General features: G+C 47.2%; 20 protein-coding genes. 1 reads left to right on the forward strand and 19 read right to left on the reverse strand.

All coding sequences use genetic code 11. From position 1 onward, the window contains the following. Positions 1-9: 9 nt before the first annotated feature. From H615_RS0106255 to H615_RS20960, 8 genes are all read right to left on the reverse strand, one after another. The gene (locus H615_RS0106255; protein WP_027954343.1) at positions 10-222 is read right to left on the reverse strand and encodes a cold-shock protein; all 213 of its coding nucleotides are present in this window, start codon (positions 220-222) and stop codon (positions 10-12) included. Between the two features lie 71 nt (positions 223-293). After that, on the reverse strand, positions 294-494 hold the full coding sequence (locus H615_RS0106260; protein ID WP_027954344.1) for a cold-shock protein: 201 nt from the start codon (positions 492-494) through the stop codon (positions 294-296). A 255-nt stretch (positions 495-749) separates the two neighbouring features. Continuing rightward, on the reverse strand, positions 750-1,253 hold the full coding sequence (locus H615_RS0106265; protein ID WP_035531320.1) for a superoxide dismutase family protein: 504 nt from the start codon (positions 1,251-1,253) through the stop codon (positions 750-752). Between the two features lie 140 nt (positions 1,254-1,393). Beyond that, entirely contained in the window at positions 1,394-4,981 is a 3,588-nt protein-coding gene (locus H615_RS0106270) for a dynamin family protein (RefSeq protein ID WP_027954346.1), read from the reverse strand. Between the two features lie 71 nt (positions 4,982-5,052). Continuing rightward, positions 5,053-6,099 carry a C45 family autoproteolytic acyltransferase/hydrolase gene (locus tag H615_RS0106275; RefSeq protein ID WP_027954347.1) on the reverse strand — a complete coding sequence of 349 codons (1,047 nt, stop codon included), beginning with the start codon at positions 6,097-6,099 and terminating at the stop codon, positions 5,053-5,055. Then, entirely contained in the window at positions 6,080-6,934 is an 855-nt protein-coding gene (locus H615_RS20950) for an alpha/beta hydrolase (protein WP_051254603.1), read from the reverse strand. Before H615_RS20950 ends, H615_RS0106275 begins: the two co-directional genes overlap by 20 nt. Next, positions 6,927-7,808, reverse strand: a complete 882-nt coding sequence (locus tag H615_RS20955) for a gamma-glutamylcyclotransferase family protein (protein WP_051254604.1) — start codon at positions 7,806-7,808, stop codon at positions 6,927-6,929. The genes H615_RS20950 and H615_RS20955 overlap by 8 nt, the downstream gene beginning before the upstream one ends. A 5-nt stretch (positions 7,809-7,813) precedes the next feature. Beyond that, on the reverse strand, positions 7,814-8,785 hold the full coding sequence (locus H615_RS20960; RefSeq protein WP_035531323.1) for a P1 family peptidase: 972 nt from the start codon (positions 8,783-8,785) through the stop codon (positions 7,814-7,816). Between the two features lie 78 nt (positions 8,786-8,863). Here H615_RS20960 and H615_RS0106295 point away from each other — a divergent pair, with 78 nt between their 5' ends. Next, positions 8,864-9,139 (forward strand): acylphosphatase, encoded by a 276-nt coding sequence (locus H615_RS0106295; RefSeq protein WP_027954348.1) that lies wholly within the window; start codon positions 8,864-8,866, stop codon positions 9,137-9,139. A gap of 127 nt (positions 9,140-9,266) precedes the next feature. On the opposite strand, the gene H615_RS0106300 is transcribed toward H615_RS0106295, so the two are convergent. The 11 genes from H615_RS0106300 to H615_RS0106350 all read right to left on the reverse strand — a co-directional run bounded on the left by H615_RS0106300 (position 9,267) and on the right by H615_RS0106350 (position 20,235). Further along, entirely contained in the window at positions 9,267-10,007 is a 741-nt protein-coding gene (locus tag H615_RS0106300) for an SDR family oxidoreductase (protein ID WP_027954349.1), read from the reverse strand. Between the two features lie 139 nt (positions 10,008-10,146). After that, positions 10,147-10,386, reverse strand: coding sequence for a ferredoxin family protein (locus tag H615_RS0106305; protein ID WP_008640010.1), 240 nt, complete (start codon positions 10,384-10,386; stop codon positions 10,147-10,149). A gap of 166 nt (positions 10,387-10,552) precedes the next feature. Beyond that, complete coding sequence (locus H615_RS0106310) at positions 10,553-11,101, reverse strand: histidine phosphatase family protein (protein ID WP_027954350.1); 549 nt, start codon at positions 11,099-11,101, stop codon at positions 10,553-10,555. 77 nt (positions 11,102-11,178) lie between these two features. Next, a complete protein-coding gene (locus H615_RS0106315) occupies positions 11,179-12,768 on the reverse strand; it encodes an amidohydrolase (protein ID WP_027954351.1) in 1,590 nt (529 codons plus the stop codon). 135 nt (positions 12,769-12,903) lie between these two features. Beyond that, a complete protein-coding gene (locus H615_RS0106320; protein ID WP_027954352.1) occupies positions 12,904-13,107 on the reverse strand; it encodes a DUF6501 family protein in 204 nt (67 codons plus the stop codon). 69 nt (positions 13,108-13,176) lie between these two features. After that, complete coding sequence (locus H615_RS0106325) at positions 13,177-13,776, reverse strand: alpha/beta hydrolase (RefSeq protein ID WP_027954353.1); 600 nt, start codon at positions 13,774-13,776, stop codon at positions 13,177-13,179. 109 nt (positions 13,777-13,885) lie between these two features. Then, the gene (locus H615_RS0106330; RefSeq protein ID WP_027954354.1) at positions 13,886-14,464 is read right to left on the reverse strand and encodes a TetR/AcrR family transcriptional regulator; all 579 of its coding nucleotides are present in this window, start codon (positions 14,462-14,464) and stop codon (positions 13,886-13,888) included. 75 nt (positions 14,465-14,539) lie between these two features. Continuing rightward, positions 14,540-15,499, reverse strand: a complete 960-nt coding sequence (gene msrB, locus H615_RS0106335; RefSeq protein ID WP_027954355.1) for a peptide-methionine (R)-S-oxide reductase MsrB — start codon at positions 15,497-15,499, stop codon at positions 14,540-14,542. Between the two features lie 88 nt (positions 15,500-15,587). After that, complete coding sequence (gene vrrA / locus H615_RS0106340) at positions 15,588-16,181, reverse strand: VrrA/YqfQ family protein (RefSeq protein ID WP_027954356.1); 594 nt, start codon at positions 16,179-16,181, stop codon at positions 15,588-15,590. A 63-nt stretch (positions 16,182-16,244) separates the two neighbouring features. Continuing rightward, positions 16,245-16,931 (reverse strand): uracil-DNA glycosylase, encoded by a 687-nt coding sequence (locus H615_RS0106345; protein WP_027954357.1) that lies wholly within the window; start codon positions 16,929-16,931, stop codon positions 16,245-16,247. A gap of 187 nt (positions 16,932-17,118) precedes the next feature. After that, on the reverse strand, positions 17,119-20,235 hold the full coding sequence (locus H615_RS0106350) for an AAA family ATPase (protein ID WP_027954358.1): 3,117 nt from the start codon (positions 20,233-20,235) through the stop codon (positions 17,119-17,121). Position 20,236 lies beyond the last annotated feature (1 nt).

Consider the following 20,236-nt stretch of genomic DNA (forward strand, 5'->3'; position numbering starts at 1 on the left):
TTCACCATATCATGACTGAGATTTATAATACAGGCTGTTGTTTTCCACAACTTGAAGGACTTTGTTTTCTTCCTTCATATCGCTGCCGCACATCGGACATTTCTTCTCATTGTTCGTACGGAAATTATCCCTCTGCCAGCAGTTGCAGTCATCGGATGAACAAACCCAGATTTTTGTATCTTCTTCTTTCACTTCAGCTTGATTTTTCTTTCCGAATGCCATTGAAGCAGCCCCCTTTAACTCAATTATGATAGAAAAAAGACTGACTTTCTAAAGCCAGTCTTTTTATGATTTTATAATTTCGTTACGTTTGCAGCTTGTGGTCCGCGATTTCCTTCAGTTACTTCAAACTCTACAGCTTGACCTTCTTCAAGAGATTTGAAGCCTTCTTCGTTGATTGCGCTGAAGTGTACGAATACATCATCTTCGCCTTCAACCTCGATAAAACCAAAACCTTTTTCCGCGTTAAACCACTTCACTGTACCTGTTTTCATGGAATGGATCCTCCAATATTTCTAAATTAATATGCGTTTTGCTTTAATGAAAAAATCACATATTATAAAAAGTACCAATAGAATTGATCACTCTTTATAATAGGTGATTGGGAAGAATGAACTTCTTAATATTGGTAATTCAATCTTTATACTTACTATACTACGCCTGCGGTATGAAGTCAAGTACACTCCCTTCACATCACTCTACTTCCATTATATCCGTAAAGGAGGAGCATTATTCCTCCCCATGATGATTTATCCGGATTGAATGACGGCACAGGCGATTCTTTTCCCTGAACGTCCGCTGGGCTGGGACTGATAATCATCCGGCCCTTGGTGAATGATGACGCTTCTTCCGATAATATCACGGACTTGAAAACGATCGGTGAAAAAAATCATCCGTGCCCTTCCTTGATTGGAAAAAAGCACAGGGAAATCCCCCGCATGATTGCCATGTGGCTGCTGATCAGGATTCCAATGGCCGTCTGCCGTTGCAAACGGATCGCTGCCGTCCCCAATTTCACACAAACCCTTTTCGTGGATATGAAAGCCGTGAGGGCCCGTCTGAACTCCGTTTTTTTCCTTTTTAAACGAAGGCAGTCCTTCTACATAAACAAATACCTCAACACCATACGGCATCTGGTAAAACTGAACACTCCCCTTAAGCCCGGGGGCAGAGGGGCTTGACGAAAACTCAGCAGAAGCTGTCTGTGATGCATACTGCTGCCGGTACATTCCCTGGTTCGGATTATACAACATGTTCGTCATCCTCCTTTCCTGTACACTGTATGCGTCTGGTCAGCGGGTGATGATAAAAGAAATTCCCCGGCCGGGGAGGAGGAAGAGAACCCCGGCCGGGGAGAATCGTCTTAGTCTATGGTATGTTTTCCGTTTCTCGTTTAGACCTTGGAGAGCTGATGCCAGACTTTTTCCACCTGTTTCCGGTTTACAGGGGTCCTGTAATGGTCAATCAGCTGATCGAACTGCTTTGCCGTTTCATCTATCCAGGTACGGCGGGCCGTCGCATATAGATCTGCCCATTGAGTCTGGTAATAAGGCGTTACGTCTTTGGAAATCAGATTTAATTGCTGATGCAGAACATCCGATGCGCGTGGAGCGGCCGCTTCTTTCATTTTTTCTTTTTCATTTTTCTCAAAGAAAGATTTCGTCCCCTTGAACATTTTCCTGATCTGATCCTGTTCTGCAGCCGTGAGCTCGATCTGCCCTTCAATCTTTGGAACGGAGATATCAGGGAACTCAAGTGTTTCCAGATGGATGGACGATTCGATATGATGGAGGTTTGTTTCAATTTTAGCCCTCGTCTCATCGAGGTGCTGCGCAATAAACTGCTCCACACGGACACATACGGCTTTGACTTCCTCTTTCATATCAAAGGTCATCTCTTCAAACAGCCGCTTTTGTGCCTCCTTCACCTGTTCTTTCACATCCTGCTGTAATCCATTAATAGCCGCAGGATTGAAATGTCGTTTGAACAGATCGTTGAATTGGAGCATCATCCGTTCATGGACGTAATGAAGCTGCTTATCCATTTTGTTCTGCACCGCTTTTTCAGCCCCGCCGTCATACTCTTTTTCGAAAAGAGCCAGTGCCTGCTGCCTGCGTTCTTCCAGTTGTGCCTTTTTCTTTTTTCTTTCCCCTTCATCCATGTGGCTGCTCTCCACCATGGATTGGATATAGCTTTTCACCCGCTCTAAATCGTTTTCAATGGAAGCTGTCATCACTTGGGATAACTCCTCTTCCAAAAAGGAAGAAAAACCGTCTTCAAATGCCCCCATACCGGAATTTTCATCTTGATGGTATTTTTTCTCTTTCAGCCCGAGCAGACTTGAGACCGGGTAAAGCCTCGGATTCCGAATTCCGAATGCACTCAGCTGAGTTTCCACATAGGACTCGACCTGCTGCAGCTCTTCATTGGACTGCGCAAGGTCTTTGGCATTGATGAGGAAGAACATCTTATCCATGGCAAAACTGTCCTTGACCCTGCCCAGTTGTTTCAGGAACGTTTCATCGGCTCTTGAGAACGGGTGGTTGTAATAGGTGACAAATAAGACCGCATCGGCATCTTTAATGTACTGAAAGCTGACATTCGTATGGCGGGCATTGACGGAATCTGCCCCGGGTGTATCGACAAGCGTCACGCCAGCCCTTGTCCAGGCACAATCGTAGTACACATCTATCGACTCGATAAAACAGGACTTGTCCTCTTGTGAAACAAAAGCAGCCAGCTGCTCCCAAGGCACAGAAATCCTTTGTCCCAGCTGTTCCTTCATCTGGGGGTATCCATCATAAAAGGCTTTTAGGAAGGAAAGCTCCTTTTGCTCCCATGATCTCCACTTTTCTACATCCGCTTCATCAAGTTCCTTCCAGGCTGATTCCAAGGAAGAAAAAGATGCGTACACAGCTGCTATGTCCTCCAGCATATCCATTTCTGATTTTACGACAGCTTCCGCCGATTGATGAAGATGGCCGCTTGATACGGGAGATATCCGGTTGATGGCTGCTGTTGTCGGATTGGGAGACACGGGCAGAACGTCATCTCCGAGAAGCGCATTGCCAAACGAGGATTTCCCTGCGCTGAAGGCACCAAATAAGGCTATTGTAAACGTCCGATTATCCAGTCGGGTCACTTTTTCCTCCAGCCGGCGGGAAAGGTCGTTCATATTTTCCAACTCCTGAATAACAGCCAGAGTCTTCTCTGTCCTCTCTTTCACCTGATCCACCGTTGAACTCGGAGAGGGGTCCGGCCTGCCTTCGGATGGTTCTTCCACTATAAGATTCCCGCCCTCGTCCATGACGCGTGCAGGATGTTCCGGAGCATCAGACACCCGCTCCTCGAGACGCCTCTCATCTTCTTCTGCCCGTTTCCTGTTTTCCGCAGATATCGTGTCAGAAAAACTTTCATGAAGGCGGTTTGAGAACTGCCGGACCTTTTCAATGATGGCTTCGAGTTCCTCGTCAATCTTCTGTATGTCTTCATACGTAGAGAATGCTTGTTCATGTTGACGCAGCACATCCTGTTTTTTTGCTGAGACTTCTTCCAGAAAAGCTTTTTTCCATTCTCTGAGAAAAGCTTTGGCCTGCCGTTGAATATCAGCTGCCACTTCATCCGTGTAACGAAGAACATAAGCCCCTGTAACCGAAGCCCCTGATTGAACCAGTGTTTCCAGACGTTCTTTTGGATAGTGAAAATCCATGTCCTGAACGATTTGAAGAAGCTCTGTGGAATGGATGCCGTAAGCGTCCAGCAGTTTCATCATCCGTTCTCTCACCGGCCATTTCAACTGTTCTTCCATCGTTTTTTTCAAGGCTTCGTAAAAAGCGTCTTCCCTCACCTGTTTTTCTTCCTCGGTTTTTTTCTTTGCAAACAGAAGGCCGACTTTAAAGTCCGGCTGCCGGGACTCCAGGTAAGCTTCCGCATGCTCACGGAGGGCGCTCGGCATCAGGTAGGCATTGGAAAGAAACTGAAAGATACGCTTTTCAAACGCCTCGTCTGCCGCTTCTTCCAGTTCGCTGTACTCATGGATCAGATCCGGATTCATCGGACTTTCTTCGATGACCGATTGAAGGTTTTCTCTCTGTTCAAGAAATTCTTCCCGCTTTTCTTCAAAAGTCTCTTCATAATCCCTGACGGTTTCTTCCATTAAAGCAGCAGCTACATCATCCGCCTGCTGTTCTATGAGGGTAAAATCCCTGTCAAACAACTGTTGGAAATGGTTTTTCAACTGCCTGTACTCATTTTGTTCCATAGTAAAATCTCTCATGGATGTATAGTAGACCGCTTCCGGGTGAATTCCCCACTGTTGAAAGGCCGCTTCGACACTTTTTCGGTAGTCGTCAAACCGAAGCTGGTCCTCTACATGCTTATCCACCTGGTTGATCACAACGCTAAAAGGGGTCTTCCTCTGCTGCATTTCCAATAAGAACAGTAGATTTACTTCCGACTGAACATGGTTGTAATCCATGACATAATACATGTAGTCCATCACGTGCAGAGAAGATTCGGTGATCAGCCTGTCTGCATCATTCGTAGAATCTACGCCAGGGGTATCCAGGACAGAAACGTGGGGTGGAAGGAGACTATCCGGACGGCTGATTTCCAGTCCGGTCACACTTTCACCGTCCCTGCACCATGCCTGTATAGTCTCCGGCTCTACATCCGCTTCGTATTTCACAGGCGCATCTGAAAGGAAATAAGCCTTTGTATACACGGGCCCTGTTCTTAAACGGACAATATTGGCGCTCGTTGGAATAGGACTCGAAGGAAGCAGCCGGCTTTCCAGCAGCGTATTGATCAATGTGGACTTGCCGGCGGAAAAGTGACCGGCAAAGCCGATGACCATTTCCTCCTGCTTGATTTTTTTAATCAGATCCATAACTTTATCTTTTTGTCTGCTCATCCCTTCTTGTTTTAAAAAGGCATAAAGGTTTTGAAGTTTCATGGCATTTTTACGTGTCGTTGTGTGCATCAAAGGTCTCCTTTACGGTTTACGTCTATCCTTATTGTACGCCGCAGACCCCTTCATCTCAATATGGTTTTTCAGGTGATGCCGTCCAGATAGGGAATATCCATAACTGTATCAATCCAGCCGAACATTTTTTTCACAGGTGAACGGCGTCCCTTGATCCAGTTGTCGAAGGAAAACGAAACAGCCTGTGCATCACCGCCAAGTCCGAATCGGAGAGAAAGCGTCTCCGGGGAATAACCAGCTGTATGAATCGTACCCGAAGACCGTTGATACTGATCGGAAAAAATCGGACCCGAACGGTCGTTTAAAAATCGAAAAGCGTCATGAGCCTCCCACTCCTCCTTCTGCCTGTCCTTCATTTGAGAAAGCCGCGCTTCTGAATCTGACAAGTGTCTGCGGTTTTCCTCCGGCATGTGGGAAAAGTGGTTGGTACAAGCCCGTCCTTCTTTCTTGATCACCCCTCTGGGAGATCCCTCTAAAATAGAAGATCTGCCGGCTTTATCAAACAGGACATAATTGAATGAATGCCGGTGGGAGAGCTCTTTCAGCAGCTTCTCTGCTTCAATGGTATCCCGGCAGCTCTCCAAAAGAATTCTAGTCAATGTACAGCAGATGAATCCATCTTCCGGGTGAAGACGATTGACAAAGTTGTACCCTGCGCACAGTCCATGTTCATTCATGCCATCGGTGCGTCCAATGACCCGCTGCCCCGGCCCGATGGATGCGGTCCCGTCGTCCGGCTGGTAAATCAGGAACCGTCCTTCATAGGTTTTCGGGTTGTAGTCATAGTTGCGGATCATATAGTTACGACCAAGCATGATAGAGCATCCGGAACGATCCCATTCCTGCTGCCACCCGCTGTATTCATGAACGGTTTCTTCAAGAGGCCATTCCAAACCTTCCGATAGTCCCCTCAGCTCTTCCCAAAGGAGCGGCGCCCAGTGCATAAGCATCGCTTTCACGTGTTCTGTATCTGTTTGATAATGTCGGATGGACCGCGGTCTGCGCAGAAGATGACTTTCATAAAGCAGGGTCTCTTTCAGTCTTTTTCCCTGCTCGTATCCGAAATCATCAGCTCGGCCCTTGAACTGGATGACTTCACTGTAAAGTTTTTTCACTGACAGAATCGTCCATTTCATGAATGATTTTATGAAATCCGGCATCATACAGAATGTCGTTATGATCGGCCCCTGGAAGAATATCGACTGGACGGTCCCAGATATCTTCGGCCCACTTCTTCAATTTTTCTGCTTCAATCACCTCATCCTCACTGCCGACAGCAATGGTCACTGGTGCCTGCACACCTTTCAACAGAGCGGAGGTCACTTTCTCAGGAAATCGGGAAACCAACAACCGGAAGGAAAGGGACAGCCGGCCGGTGCTGGCGAATTCGTCAGGAATTTCAGCGGCTGAAGCCTTCTCAAATCGGTGAACATTCATTTTATATAAAGTCATTAACACCATGACCTTTTTCGTATAGACGGTGTACTCGACATCATCTCCTTCTCCGGAAGGATCAGAAGCTTCGTTTTTATAAACGGGAACAGCCGGATGGAAAAATGGAGCCGTGAAGATGTAGGCATCTCCGATGGCTGGATTTTTCTTGATCAGGCGGAGCAGGTTGGCACACCCCATGGAATGCCCCATCAGTGTGATCCGCTTGTAGCCTTTTTTCTTGATATAGTGAATGAAATCAAACAAATCATCATCATACTGTCCGATATAATCCAGGTCACCGCGCTTATTTTTATGGTCATAGCCTCTGAGGACCGGAAGAAAAACATCCGCATCTCTCCGGCAGGCGGAGGCGAACTTTTTCTGCTCTGTTAATTCTGCCGTGATGCCGTGAATGATGATTAACGCCTCCTCACAATGATCGGATTGATGGGAAGACATATAGGAAAGGGTAGAAAAATCACGCGCTGTATAGCTTTTCCATCTGGCTTCAGTCATAGGAACGACTCCTTTTCTCCATGTATTCTTGAAAATGCTGCACTTTTAAATCATCGAGAAACCTCTGCTTCAACGCCTCGATGTACTCCGAGGATAAATAACGTTCGCCACCGCGGACAATCTCTTCGGCATAATGAAAGGGCGGAGGCATGTCTTCTTTCTTAGAGAGCACAGTGAATGTGACAGCCTGCAGGACTGAACCATCATCCATTTCCACTGGCACAATGGAAGGTCTGTATGCCCCCGCTTCCACCCCTTCCCTTAAAAAAAGGTAATGAAGGGCCTGCTTGTTGATTCGATATAGGACACCTTCCACTTTTTGGTGCGCGCCCTCCCTGATATCCGCTCTTGCTCCATCATTCAAATGATAAGAAAAAGCTAGACGGTAGTCATAAAGCGTTCCTGTTCCTATAACATCCGCAAAGAGATGGTGGACCTTCTGGGTAATGAACCGGGCATCATCCATGCAGGACCCGTAGGCGAAATAAATGTAGGAGTCTTGTTGGAGGAACTGATGAACCTTCCAGTCGTTGTGAGAAATCGATGCTTTCGTCACTCCGTTCCAGTAAAAGGTTTCTGCCATTACGGAGTCTGTGTCCGAAAAGACTTCTGTTTCTTTCCTATACCATTCCCCATCTTCATTGCCTGGTTGAAAGCCTTCGTAATCATCAAGCTCTGATAGTAAGGAGTGCCGAATATGATAGAGTTCACCATACGTCCATGTAGACTGGTCTTCAAGAAGAAGCGGTTCATCCAAGGGACCGGAATAAAGAGTGCCCCTCACAAAAGCCTGAGCGGATACAAGTTCTGCCTCTCGTAAAAGGTGATGATCGTCCTGCCCTGAACATAAGGATCCATAAACAAATACGTACACGTGTGTCATCCTTTCTTGTGAGAATCCCTGGCGGCTGGATATTCTTCTGTGGAAGCACTGGAGAGGACGGCATTCAGGACCGCTTTTTCCATACACAGGGCAGCAGCAGCAGCCAGGGCGTTCGTGTCACAGGGAACTTGATTGTCCGACATACAGAAAATCGTATCCCCGTCCACAAAAGTATGAGAGGGACGGATTGTCCTTGCCAGACCGTCATGAGCCGCATCGGCCACTTTAGATGCCTCCGCTTTTGTCAAAGCCGCATTTGTAAGGATGGTCCCAATGGTCGTATTTCCTTTGAAACGATTGGTATCCGTATCTTCCATTTGATGAAGAAGCTGCTTTTCTGTATGTAAAAACTCATTTCCTTCATAAAGACCTGCGATCACTTTTCCTGTGGCCGGATCAACCACATCGCCAAAACTGTTCACCGCTGCTACAGCTCCGATTTCCACTTGCCCAATTCTGCAGGCCCAGCTTCCGATTCCGCCTTTCATACTGTGCGTCTTTCCCAGCGCTTTTCCTACCGAAGCCCCGGCACCCGCTCCGTAATTTCCCATTTGAAAAGCAGGTGCTTCATAAGCGGAACGTGCGGCCTCATAGCCGAGTTGTGCGTCCGGACGTTTGACGGCGGGATCATCGGTCAGATCAAACAAAATAGCTCCTGGGATGATCGGAACTTTAGCCACCTGCACATCAAACCCGATTCCTTTTTCTTCAAGAAATTTCATGACACCCGAACCGACATCCAGTCCAAAAGCACTGCCGCCTGAAAGGAAGAGACCATGAATATGCTGGACAAGGTTTTCCGGCCGGAGGAGGTCGGTCTCCCTTGTTCCCGGTGCACCGCCCCGGACGCTTACACCTCCGACTGCACCTGTGTCATGAAGCACAACAGTACAGCCGGTACGGCCCGATGGATCTTCTTTCTGTCCGATTTTAAACGGGGACAGATCCGTAATCTTTATTTCTTTCATCCTTCTTCCTCCTTATTGAGGTTTGCCTGCAGGGGGATGCAGGGAATTGTTTAGAGAGGAACTGGAGGTGCTGACACAATGGAAAACAATAGAATTCTTGTACATGGACGCGTTCAGGGAGTCGGTTTCCGGGCTTCTGCCAAGCAGATGGCTGAACAACTCGGCGTAACAGGCTGGGTCAAAAACCAGCCGGACGGAACCGTCCTGATCGAAGCTGAAGCTGAAGAGGGTCAGCTGAAACGTTTCATTGAAAAGATCAACGAAGGTCCAACTCCTTTCAGCCAGGTTGAATCCCTTGATATAACAACTCATGATGAAATTCAGGGGTACAGCAGATTTAAAGTTGTCCATTAAAAGATGACCGCTTCCCGCGGTCATCTCCGCTTGTAGGAAAACTTCTGTTTTTCTACAAGCTTTTTTTATATTAAGACGCTGCTTTTTTCTGCAGGCTGAAATGACCGCTGCAAGCGGTCATTTTTGCTTATGCCTGATGCAGCGGCCGTACAATGATTTCATTTACATTCACGGATTTCGGCTGTGTCACAGCATACGAAACGGCGTTGGCAATATCCGCAGCTTCAAGGGGCTGCATACTGCGGTCTTTAAACATATCCAGAACCTCTCCGTCAGTGATGTGATCGGTGAGCTCTGTTTCCACCGCCCCGGGAGAAATGTTGGTGACCCGCACACCGGTTTTGGCGAGTTCTTTTTCCATACCCATGGACAGCGCTTTAACAGCGTACTTGGTCGCACTGTACACCGTGCTGGATGGAAACACTTCATGTCCCGCCACAGAGGAAACATTGATGATATGGCCGGAATCCTGTTCAAGCATAACGGGCAGTCCGGCATGAATGCCGTACAGCACACCTTTAATATTCACATCCACCATCTGTTCCCATTCGTCTACATGATCATTTTTCAGGAAGGAAAGCAGCATAACACCAGCATTATTGATGAAAATGTCCAAACGGCCGAAGGCATCTTTCGTTTCCTTCACGAGATTTTCAACATCCTCCCGCTTTGTAACGTCCGTTTCCACCACTTTCGCTTCTACATGATATTGACTTGTAATTTCGTCAGCAAGCTCCCGCAGGCGTTCCGCACGGCGGGCTGCCAATACGACATGAGCCCCCTGTTCTGCGAGGGAGTGGGCGATCGCTTTACCGATTCCGCTGCTTGCTCCTGTAATAACAGCTGTTTGATTTTGTAACGTTGTCATAAAATAATAGCCTCCTATGTCCGAATTCATTATGTATCTACCCGGAATTCAAGATAATTATTCATTGGAAGGCCGTGAAGAAAGTGGATAATAAAAAAACGCCTCCTTAGTCGTAAGGGGGCGTTTTTCAGTATGTGCCTTATTGTTCTTCGAAGAACTTGCGGTTGATTTCGATGTATGGGGTTTCCTCTTCAGGAACTTCATCCTCGATATAAATAGCCTCTACCGGACACACAGCTTCACATGCGCCGCAATCTATGCAGATGGCAGGATCGATATAAAACATATCTTTTCCTTCCTCGATACAGTCAACCGGGCACACATCCATGCATTCTCCAGCTTTTTCATCTTTACAAGGGGATGTAATAACAAATGCCATTTCGTTTTCTCCTCCTTTAAGTGGAATTAAGTGTGCTTACATTTCTATATTCACCTTGAATAGCTAAGATAAACACCACAATCTATCATAACGATTTTATGTCAAAATCGCAATCCGAGGTCTAACAACAGGAGAAATAAAGAAAGGAAAGATGACAGCCGAGCTGTCAATCTTCCCAAATGCGTTCCACAATATATTCTCCGCCCTGTTTCTGGACAAGAAAAACATCCGGGCGTGACAGCCGTTTCCAATCATAAAATCCAATTTCACGGTTATACTTCTGCAGGAGCAGTGCAAGAAGGTTCCCGTGCGTTACGAGGAGGACATTTCCACAGTCTTGATTTTCCAGCTCCTCAATGAGCGAGAGGACCCTGTCCTTCGCTTCTACAGAGGACTCACCTCCGGTTAACTTTAAATCAGGATCCTGAAACGTATCGTGAAGGACTTCTTCCCAGTCATCCAATGGTTCGTGACTGAGAACCCTTTCCTCCAGGCGGTAGTCTCTTTCAATTTCCATGTCCTTGGACCGGGCATAGGGTCTGATGGTCTCAACGGCCCTCAAATAGGGACTTGAGATTATCCGGTCAATGGTTACACCAGACTGATCCAGCAGGACCGCCAGTTTCTGTGCTTGACGTATTCCAAGCTTAGTTAAGGGTGAGTCTTCATGCTGCCCTTCTGTTTCACTGTGGCGGACGATAATTAGTTTATCCATTTCTACCCATCCTCCCCTTTCCGTCACCTTACTCTTATTATGGATGATGGAACGAGTGTTTACAAGAAAAGTCGTACTTATCTTTTATAGACCCTTTGTCCTCTGTGCCAGGTTTCCAGGACACTCAATTCGTGCAGGTGCTCCGGTTTGATTTCCTCTGGATGCTGATCCAGAAGAACAAAGTCAGCCTGATAACCACCTTTTATGATGCCCTTATGATCTTCATTGTATTCGAGTTCTGCCGGTGTTTTTGTAAATCCGGTGTAGGCCGCTTCAAGGCTGATCTTTTCCTGCGGCATCCAGCCACCTTCAGGGCGCCCGTCCAAGCCGGTCCGGTTGACCGCTGAAAAAATCGTCACGAAAGGATCCAGGGCGCCGATAGGAAGGTCCGAGCTCAACGTAATCGGAATCTGTTCCTTCAGAAGACTTTCATAAGCGTCAGCGAATGGAACGAGACTTTCCGGTGACCAGTTTTGTTTTTTATCCCATTCATCAAGCAGGAAGGAAGGCTGTGTTTCAATATAGGGGGCAGCCTCTCTCATGCGTTGGATAAGATCAGGAGCGAGCGTCTGGGCATGAATAATCCGGTGGCGGAACCTTTCTGTTTCTGCTTCCGGCTGTTCAAGGGCTGTCAACGCCTGCTCCACCGCCCGGTCTCCAATCGCATGCATAGCTACCTGCATTTTTTGTTCACTCGCATAACGGACCATTTCATTCAATTGATCCTGGGTGTAAATGAGAATGCCGTCCTTATCTGGTTGAACAGGGTAAGGGTTGCGCATGGCTGCTGTAAACAACCGTTGTGTCCCGTCAAGGAAGATTTTCACAGAGCCTACCCGTACTCGTTCTGTCCCCCCGCCTGTACGGAGTTCATTATGAAGGCAGTAGTTTTTCAAATCATCGATATTGAATATATAATGGTGCAGATGAACATCGATAGGAAGTTCTCCTTCTTGTTCCAGCTGTGTATACGCTTCCCACAGGCGTTGATAAGACCCGATGAAGTTGATGTCATCGGTATGAACCGATGTGATACCGTATCGGCTTAAGTAGGGAATTCCGGTTTTCAGCGCCTCTTTCGCATCCGCGGCGGAACGGCCCCAGAAATGGTGTTTAATGTAATGAACAGCAGTATCCTTAAAACGTCCGTTCCATTCCCCGCTTTCATCTGTTTCCTTGAATTCATCCGGTTCCTGTTTAAACGCTTCCTCCTCTTTCAAACGCTCCAACGCTTTCTGACTGATTACGCATTCATGTCCATCTTGATGCATGAAGTACATATTGGCATCAACGTGGATCTCGTTCAAGTCCTCAGCTGTGAGCAGACCATCCAAATCGTCAAAGTTCCCATCATTGAACCCTTTTCCATAAATCCAGTCATTTTGTTCAATTTTGTCATAGTGGTCCTCGACCATCTGTTTCATTTCCTTCCAGCTTTTCGCTTCGGTCAAATCCAGCTCCTTTTTCAAAAGACTGTAGCGTAAAAGGTGCATGTGACTGTCATTGAAGGAGGGGGCAAGGACTTTCCCTTTCCCATCTATGACCTCCCCGCCTTCTAAAGGCTCCTCAGAGATTTTTTCGAACGTTTTCCCATTTATTTTAACCGCATACGTTTGATCATCATAAGGGTGGGAAGGATCGTAAATTCGGACATTATTCATAATCATTAAGAAGGCATCCTTTCTTCCTGTAGGCTTATACCCCCATACCCCTGCCAATCTTGAATGTAAACGTCCAATCTTCACAACATTCGACATCCTTACAGCTAATAAAAAAGCTGAAGGGATGCCCTTCAGCTTGTCTCACACTTCTTTGAAGTAATCTTTGTAGAAACCACCGATTCTGCCGGAGTTGTCCACTACAAAGTAAAATTCTTCGCTCTCATTTTTAACGTCGTACACCTTACCTGGGGTGAGGACGTTGTTGACAACGAATTTAGCGGCATCATTATGGACGCATTCGATTCGTTTTATCGTTTTATTGTTTTCCCAATCTTTATGAATCACAGCACTACCTCCTTTGTTCCCTGCCTTCTATCATACACGGAACAAGGATCGGACTCAATACAGGCACCATTAAAACTGCGCCGCATACCACTCGGCGGCTGCCCGGACTTCCTGTTCAGTGAGCTGGTGCCCCATCCGCTCCCAGTGATCCGTGACATGGGCTCCGGAAGCTTGAAGCAGTGATTTTAAATCCTGGGTTTCAGAAGCCGGACAGATCGGGTCGTTTTCACCGGCACCAATAAATACAGGAATCCCCGTCTGGTCGGGAAGCTCTATCCCCCTTCTTGGCACCATCGGGTGGAACAACACTGCCCCAAGCAGACTCTTTTCATAATGAAACAGCAGACTTCCTGCAATATTCGCCCCATTGGAGTATCCTGCGGCTACAATCTGATCCCGGCGGAAGCCGTAATGAGCGGCAGCTTCATCCAGGAACTCGTTTAATTCCTTCGTCCGCTCAACCAAATCCTCCTCATCGAAAACTCCTTCTCTAAGCCGCTTAAAGAAGCGCGGCATTCCGTTTTCAGAAACATTCCCCCGGACAGACAAGACAGAGGCTTCGGGATCGATCATCCCAGCGAGTGGTAGAAGGTCCTGTTCTGTACCCCCAGTCCCGTGCAGAAGCAGAAGAACTTTCTCATTCTGCCCTTCTTTAAAGATGTGCTTTATATTCATGTGAATCCCTCCGTTTTTTTCTTTATCATCATAACTAAAAACATAATATCTTTAATTCGAGATATTGTCAAAGAAAGAACCCACCTTTTACAAAGCGGCGGGTTCATTCGTTTCTTTTCGACAAACCATTTTCCATCATCTGGAATAATTGCTCTGTCATATCCTCTGCCCCGATTTTTTTTCTGTTGGAAAATAAAATCGAATGAAAAATAACGTCGGAGATGAGCGTGGAGGAAACATCTGTCGTCCATATTCCAGCTTCTTTGGCTTCTTCAATCCAGCTGCCCATAAGTTGATGGGTTTTCATGAGATCCTTATGAACCTCGGTTTTATAAAACAGGGCCACCTGCTTATCGCTCGTTTGAAGTTCGTGAATCATTTGATCAATGTGATACGTATCGGCGTGCTCCAGAAAAATGTGGAGCAGCTGCTTTAATTTTTCGTTCGGAGGAAGATCCGGCGGCACCGCCTGGATTTTTCGATTCATTTCATCCATCATTGCTCTCATGTACGAGAGAATCAGCTCCTCTTTATTTTTAAAATACTCATAAAGGGTGCTGCGGCTGACTTGAAGCTCTTCAGCCAGTTTTTTGAAATGAACCTCCTGGATACCACCGTTTCGAAGTACTTCCCCAGTTACGTTTAAAATGTCATCTTTGGTTAGGATTCGTTTTCTGCCCAAGGTCGTTCCTCCTCATCCAATCATTATAGCATTGGATGACAGCTGCTTCTAACCCTGACTCTCTGAACAAACCATTCAGCGGAAAAGATGCTTCAAATAGCCGTAACCTTTTTCGTCCATCTGATCTTTAGGAATGAATTCGAGCGCTGCAGAGTTTATGCAGTATCGTAGTCCTCCCTTGTCTGCAGGGCCATCCTCAAAGACGTGTCCGAGGTGCGAATCGGCTCCACCGCTCCTGATTTCCGTACGGAACATGCCGTGGGAAGTATCTACTTCCTCTTTGACCTGCTGTTTCTCGATCGGCTTGGTAAAGCTCGGCCACCCACAACCGGCGTCATATTTATCCTTCGAGCTGAATAACGGCTCTTTAGAAACAATATCCACATAGATGCCTTCATCTTCATGATCGTAAAATTCATTATCGTAAGGACGTTCCGTTGCATTTTCCTGTGTTACCTTATATTGAATATCACTCAGTCGTTTTTTTAGATCTTCAGGATCCTTTTTATAACTCCAGTTGTCTTGAATAAATCCAGCACGTCCGGATCCTTTTTTGTAACGCTTGTAGTGGAACGCATTTTTCTTATAATACTCCTGATGCTTGTCCTCCGCTTCATAAAAGACGGCAGCGGGAAGGATTTCAGTAACAATCGGCCGGCTGAATCTCCCTGATTTCTCAATCTCCTGTCTGCTTTGTTCAGCGACGGCTTTCTGTTCTTCGTTATGATAATAGATGGCTGTTGTATAGGAATGGCCGCGGTCAGCAAACTGCCCCCCGTCATCTGTCGGGTCTATCTGCTGCCAGAATAGTTCTACGAGCCTTTCGTAGGGAAAGATTTCCGGATCGTATACGATTTGAACAGCTTCTCTATGTCCGGTTGCTTCTGAAACCACCTGCATATACGTCGGATTTTCCGTATGTCCCCCGGTGTAACCAGAAACAATGGATTCGATCCCAGGTCGTTCATCGAAAGGTTCCACCATGCACCAGAAGCATCCTCCGGCGAATGTTGCTTTTTGTAATGTATTAGTCAATATGAAGCCTCCTCCGGCATTGTGTAATCAATGACCTTTGTTCCTATTCTTGCTAATTCATAAAAAAAAATCAAGCCACACGCACAGCCTAAATAAACAATTTAGGCTGTGATGTTCCTTGACTCTTTTTCTTTTTGTGGGATTTGGCGGTATCTTTACTCCTCCCTTTCCCCCTGCTGGAGCTTTCTCTGGACTCCCAGCTGTAGGAGGAGGACGATGATTCACCCGATTTTTCTGATGACTCATCTGCCTCTTCTTCATCCGGCTCATTCATGATTTTCATCATATTAATCATTGCTGGGATATTTTTGATCATCGGACCGTACTGCTGCATCATCGGCGCGGCAGTCTGGACGGCCTTCAGCGCTGTCTGCATATGCCCAAGCCACCCGGCCCCTCCCGTTTTGGCAGCGGCGCCGGCCGCATTCAACGCATTGGAACCAAGCCCTCCGCCACCGAGGAGGCCCGCTCCGGGTACAGATCCTAATCCGGCATTCCCGAAAAACCCGGGAGCTCCAGCGCCAAAACCGCCTTTACCGAGCAGACCCGGCAGACCTCCGAATCCACGGGAACCGGCATTTGCGAGAGATCCCATAGAACGCATCATTTGTGGACCAGCTGCTTGTTGAAAGCCCGGGAACGCCCCCATGGGAGGGTATGGTGGTTGACCAGTAGGAAACATAACAACCCCTCCGAAACTTTAGAATACTGTAACATATGCCCTGGGTAACCGTATGGTCTGGGCTCAAGCCTCTTCAGGATTGACAGGAAGCGCCCAGTTCACAGGGGATTCCCCATGCACGTTCAGAAATTCATTAGCCTTGGAAAAAGGGCGGCTGCCGAAAAATCCACGATGGGCAGCAAACGGGCTGGGGTGGGAAGATTCTAAAACGAGATGACGCTCCCGGTCTACAAAATCAGCTTTCTTTTGAGCATGTTTTCCCCACAATATGAACACCACAGGCTGTTCTTTTTCATTGACCTTCCGGATTACAGCGTCGGTGAACTTTTCCCAGCCGATTCCTTTATGGGAATGGGGCTCATGCGCCCGCACCGTCAAGACATCGTTAAGTAACAAGACGCCTTCCGCAGCCCATGACTGGAGGCATCCGTGATTGGGTTTTTTTATGTTCAAATCATGTTCCAGCTCTTTATAGATATTACGAAGAGAAGGTGGAATAGACACGTGGGGACGGACCGAAAAGCTGTATCCATGAGCCTGACCCTCATTGTGATAAGGGTCCTGTCCTAAGATGACAACTTTCGTATCTGAAAGTGCCGTTCCCTCCATAGCGGCTAACACGTGCTCGCGCTCAGGGAACACATGCACCTGTTCATATTCTCTTTCGATTTCCTTTTCAAGCTCCTGGAAATATTCTTTCTGCTTTTCCTGCTGCAGCACCGTTTTCCAGTCGTTTTCAATCGTAAGCAATCCGCTCTCTCCTCTCTATCATTGGCAGGGGTGGACCAACTATTTCCCGGGCAAGCGCATCATTAGACAATAGTCTTAGAGCCGGACCTTCTCACCGGGACGAATTTTGTTGGACAACGTCAGCCCCTGTACTTTCCCGGCAGGTTTTGCTCCTCAACTATAAAGGAGCAAAACCGTTCTTTACCGGTTATTGAAAAACAAATTGAAGTGAAGAACCTTTAGGACCGGTATAAACTTGTAGTTTGGCCGGGATTTCTTCTTTCAGCTGAGACACGTGGGAAATAATCCCGAGCATGCGGTTTCCATCCTGAAGTGTCCGCAGACAACCGATGGCCTGCTCCAGAGATACTTCATCAAGGGTTCCGAACCCTTCATCAATAAATAAGGTATCAAGCTGGACCCCTCCCGCATGGGACTGGACAACATCAGCCATACCCAGGGCGAGACTGAGTGAGGTTTTAAAGCCTTCACCGCCCGACAGTGTCCGCACAGAACGCTGCTGCCCTGTATGATGATCGATCACTTCAAGGTCCAAGCCGCTCTGAGCACCTCTTTTGGCGATTGACCCGCTCCGGATGAGCTGGTATCGGTGATCAGTCATTTGATCAAGGCGGATATTCGCCTGGACTAGGATTTCATCAAGGAAAGAAGCCAGCACATATCGTTCAAGCGAGAGCCTCATAGGATTATCTCCAGCAGCAAGCTGGGCAAGTTCAGCCACATCATAGTAATCAGCAGCCAGTGCTCCAACTTCCTCCACGAGACGGGTTATATTTTTCTCAACGTCCCGGTTCTGCTTCAACATAACCTGAATTTCATTTAACTGCTCCTGCCTGGCGTCCCGGGCAGCCTTTTTTTCCTCCAATACCTTATGGAGAGCATCCATATCAGGTTTTTCGGCTTCTTTCAGCTCACGGTCCAACACGCCCAGCCGTTCTTCTACCATGCTTTTCCGCTTATCATGTTCAAGGATTCTTTTCTCCATAGCTTCCCGTTCAGCAGTTGGTTTAAGAGCCTCCCTGTACGCTTCCGTGGAGGGGAAGGAAAATTGGTCAAGCGTTTGATTCATTCGTTTTTTCCGATCCTCTACGGCTGCTTTCATTTCCTCTACATACGCACGGCCTTCTTCTACGGCAGTCTGGACCTGCTGCCGTTCCTCCCTTTTCTGCTGATATACGGCCTGTGCTTTTTCCCAGCTTTGTTCTGCTGCAAGATATAAAGCTTCCTGCTTCTCTGTTTCCTTTTTCAATGTCTCTGCATCCGTCGTTTCAAAGGAACCATTCTTTTCCATCGCGTTGATGTCAGCTTGAACATCAGCAGTCTTCTGGCGGGAAGACTGGAGAGCTTCCTGAAGATTCTCTGCCTCCCCGCGGAACTGAACGATCGTACCCTCCAGCTCTTCCAGCTGTTTGTTTTCTTTTTGGAGGCGGGCTCTCTTTTCTTGAAGGCTCTGAAGTTCTTTATTGTAAAAGTCAAGATGCTCCCCGGCCGTGTGCACAGCTTTTTGAATCGATGCATCCGACATGTCTGTCAGATCCTCCTGCAGTTCCTGGTACAGACGGTCAGTGAGCTGGCGCTGGGTTTCGCCTGCTGATTTCACCTGGACAAATTCCTCTTGAAGCTTGGAGAGCTGCTCGTCGTGTTTTCGATAGGCTTCTTTAAGCTGTTGGATGTCTGCTGCACTTTTAACAGCTGCCGGTTTCCGGGCAGGTTGAGGATGGTGGTTCGAACCACATACCGGACAAGGCGTGTTCTCAACGAGGTTCACGGAAAGCGTATAGGCGTGGTGGCTCTGCACCTCTTCGAGAGCAGATTCATAGGCCTCCTTGGATTTCTGCTGGTCTTTTTTGGCTGAGTCAAAGCGGACCATGAACGATTGGTAGGTTTTCCGGAGCTTCTTCAACTGCTCCCATTCCCGGCTCAATTGCTGGAGCTTCTGCTTTTTATCACCCATGTTTTCCTGCTTCTGCTTTAATGTATATTCTTTTTCAGCGAGAGAAGGATCTTCTTTAACGCTTTCCTTCAGCATTTCCACCGTGTGAGATGCGTCCAGCAGCTTTTTTCGATTGATTTCGACGGCTTCCTGGTTTCGGCGGAAACTTTCCTTATGCTTCTTGAGCACCTCCGCCAGCGAAAGGTATTCCTTCAACAGTTGTTCTTCTTCCTGTTTCTTTTTCCATTTATTTTTCAACGATTCACGATGCGGGGCGTTCTGTTCCTCCGCACGGTATTTTTCTTCAGCTTCCTGATATTCCTTCAATAGGGAAGCTCTCCGCTCTTCTTTCTCCTGGAGGCTCGTCTGCCATTTTTCCAGCTCAGCTCTACGATTTAGATAATCCTTTTCATAAGGAAGGATTTCCGCAGCCTTTGCCGCCCACTGTTTTTTCTCCTGCAGACGGTTCATTTCAGGCTGCAGATCTTCAATCTGCTGCTGTTCACGCTCCAGGTGCTCTTTTTCCTGGAAAAGTTCTGTCACCCGCTGCTGTTGATAGACATGTTCCTGGAAAGCGTCTGACTCCTTTTTGATTTCCTGCAGTTTCTCCTGCTTTTCATGATAATGATTTTCCTGGTCGATAATCCGCTGATGCAGACGGTCTCTCACTTTTGAGAGCTCCTGGATTTCTTCTTCTTCCTGCTGATCCGGGTGCCAGTGAATTTTCTCTTTCTCCTGCTCAATTCTCCATTCAAACTGCTTCATCTCATCTTCAAGTTTTTTTGCTTCAGCTTTGAAGTGAGAGGTCAAAGCGGCAAAAAATTCAGTTTTAAATATGCGTTGGAGAATTTCTTCCCTTTCTTTACTATTTTCTGAAATCAGTTTCCTGAATTCTCCCTGGGGAATCATGATCATTTTTCGAAACTGCTCATAGTCGAGCCCCATCAATTCCTCAATGGTATCGTTCACTTCCTTGATCTTTGAAGCAAGCAGCTGCTCTTCATCATCCATGATCTGATACAGCTCCGCCCGGGCCGGCTCTTCTTTATATCCTTCACCGCGTTCCTTTTTCTTCTGCTGCTTCGGCAGACGCTTGATGCGGTAGGTCCTGCCTCTCAATTCGAATAGATAATCCACATACGTGAGGTCCTCAGGAGAAGCAAAGTGACTTCTTAAGGTATCCTGGTCACGGTCACTCCCGCTGGCCCGCCCGTACAGAGCAAAACACATGGCATCAAAAATCGTCGTCTTACCGGCTCCAGTCGGTCCTGTAATTAAAAAGATCGATTCACTGCCCAGGGTCGTAAAGTCGACCGTCTGCTTATCTCTGTATGGCCCGAAAGCATTCATCGTTATCGTTATGGCTCTCATA

Source organism: Halobacillus kuroshimensis DSM 18393, from assembly GCF_000425705.1.
Taxonomy (GTDB): Bacteria; Bacillota; Bacilli; order Bacillales; family Halobacillaceae; genus Halobacillus; species Halobacillus kuroshimensis.

Bases quoted from the DNA above. Each gene is read 5' to 3' on its own strand.
- H615_RS0106315 (WP_027954351.1), bottom strand. From the start codon at position 12,768: ATGATTATGAATAATGTCCGAATTTACGATCCTTCCCACCCTTATGAT.
- H615_RS0106260 (WP_027954344.1), bottom strand. From the start codon at position 494: ATGAAAACAGGTACAGTGAAGTGGTTTAACGCGGAAAAAGGTTTTGGT.
- H615_RS0106295 (WP_027954348.1), top strand. From the start codon at position 8,864: ATGGAAAACAATAGAATTCTTGTACATGGACGCGTTCAGGGAGTCGGT.
- H615_RS20960 (WP_035531323.1), bottom strand. From the start codon at position 8,785: ATGAAAGAAATAAAGATTACGGATCTGTCCCCGTTTAAAATCGGACAG.
- H615_RS0106300 (WP_027954349.1), bottom strand. From the start codon at position 10,007: ATGACAACGTTACAAAATCAAACAGCTGTTATTACAGGAGCAAGCAGC.
- H615_RS0106305 (WP_008640010.1), bottom strand. From the start codon at position 10,386: ATGGCATTTGTTATTACATCCCCTTGTAAAGATGAAAAAGCTGGAGAA.
- H615_RS0106270 (WP_027954346.1), bottom strand. From the start codon at position 4,981: ATGCACACAACGACACGTAAAAATGCCATGAAACTTCAAAACCTTTAT.
- H615_RS0106350 (WP_027954358.1), bottom strand. From the start codon at position 20,235: ATGAGAGCCATAACGATAACGATGAATGCTTTCGGGCCATACAGAGAT.
- vrrA (WP_027954356.1), bottom strand. From the start codon at position 16,181: ATGTTTCCTACTGGTCAACCACCATACCCTCCCATGGGGGCGTTCCCG.
- H615_RS0106310 (WP_027954350.1), bottom strand. From the start codon at position 11,101: ATGGATAAACTAATTATCGTCCGCCACAGTGAAACAGAAGGGCAGCAT.
- H615_RS20950 (WP_051254603.1), bottom strand. From the start codon at position 6,934: ATGACTGAAGCCAGATGGAAAAGCTATACAGCGCGTGATTTTTCTACC.
- H615_RS0106255 (WP_027954343.1), bottom strand. From the start codon at position 222: ATGGCATTCGGAAAGAAAAATCAAGCTGAAGTGAAAGAAGAAGATACA.
- H615_RS0106265 (WP_035531320.1), bottom strand. From the start codon at position 1,253: ATGTTGTATAATCCGAACCAGGGAATGTACCGGCAGCAGTATGCATCA.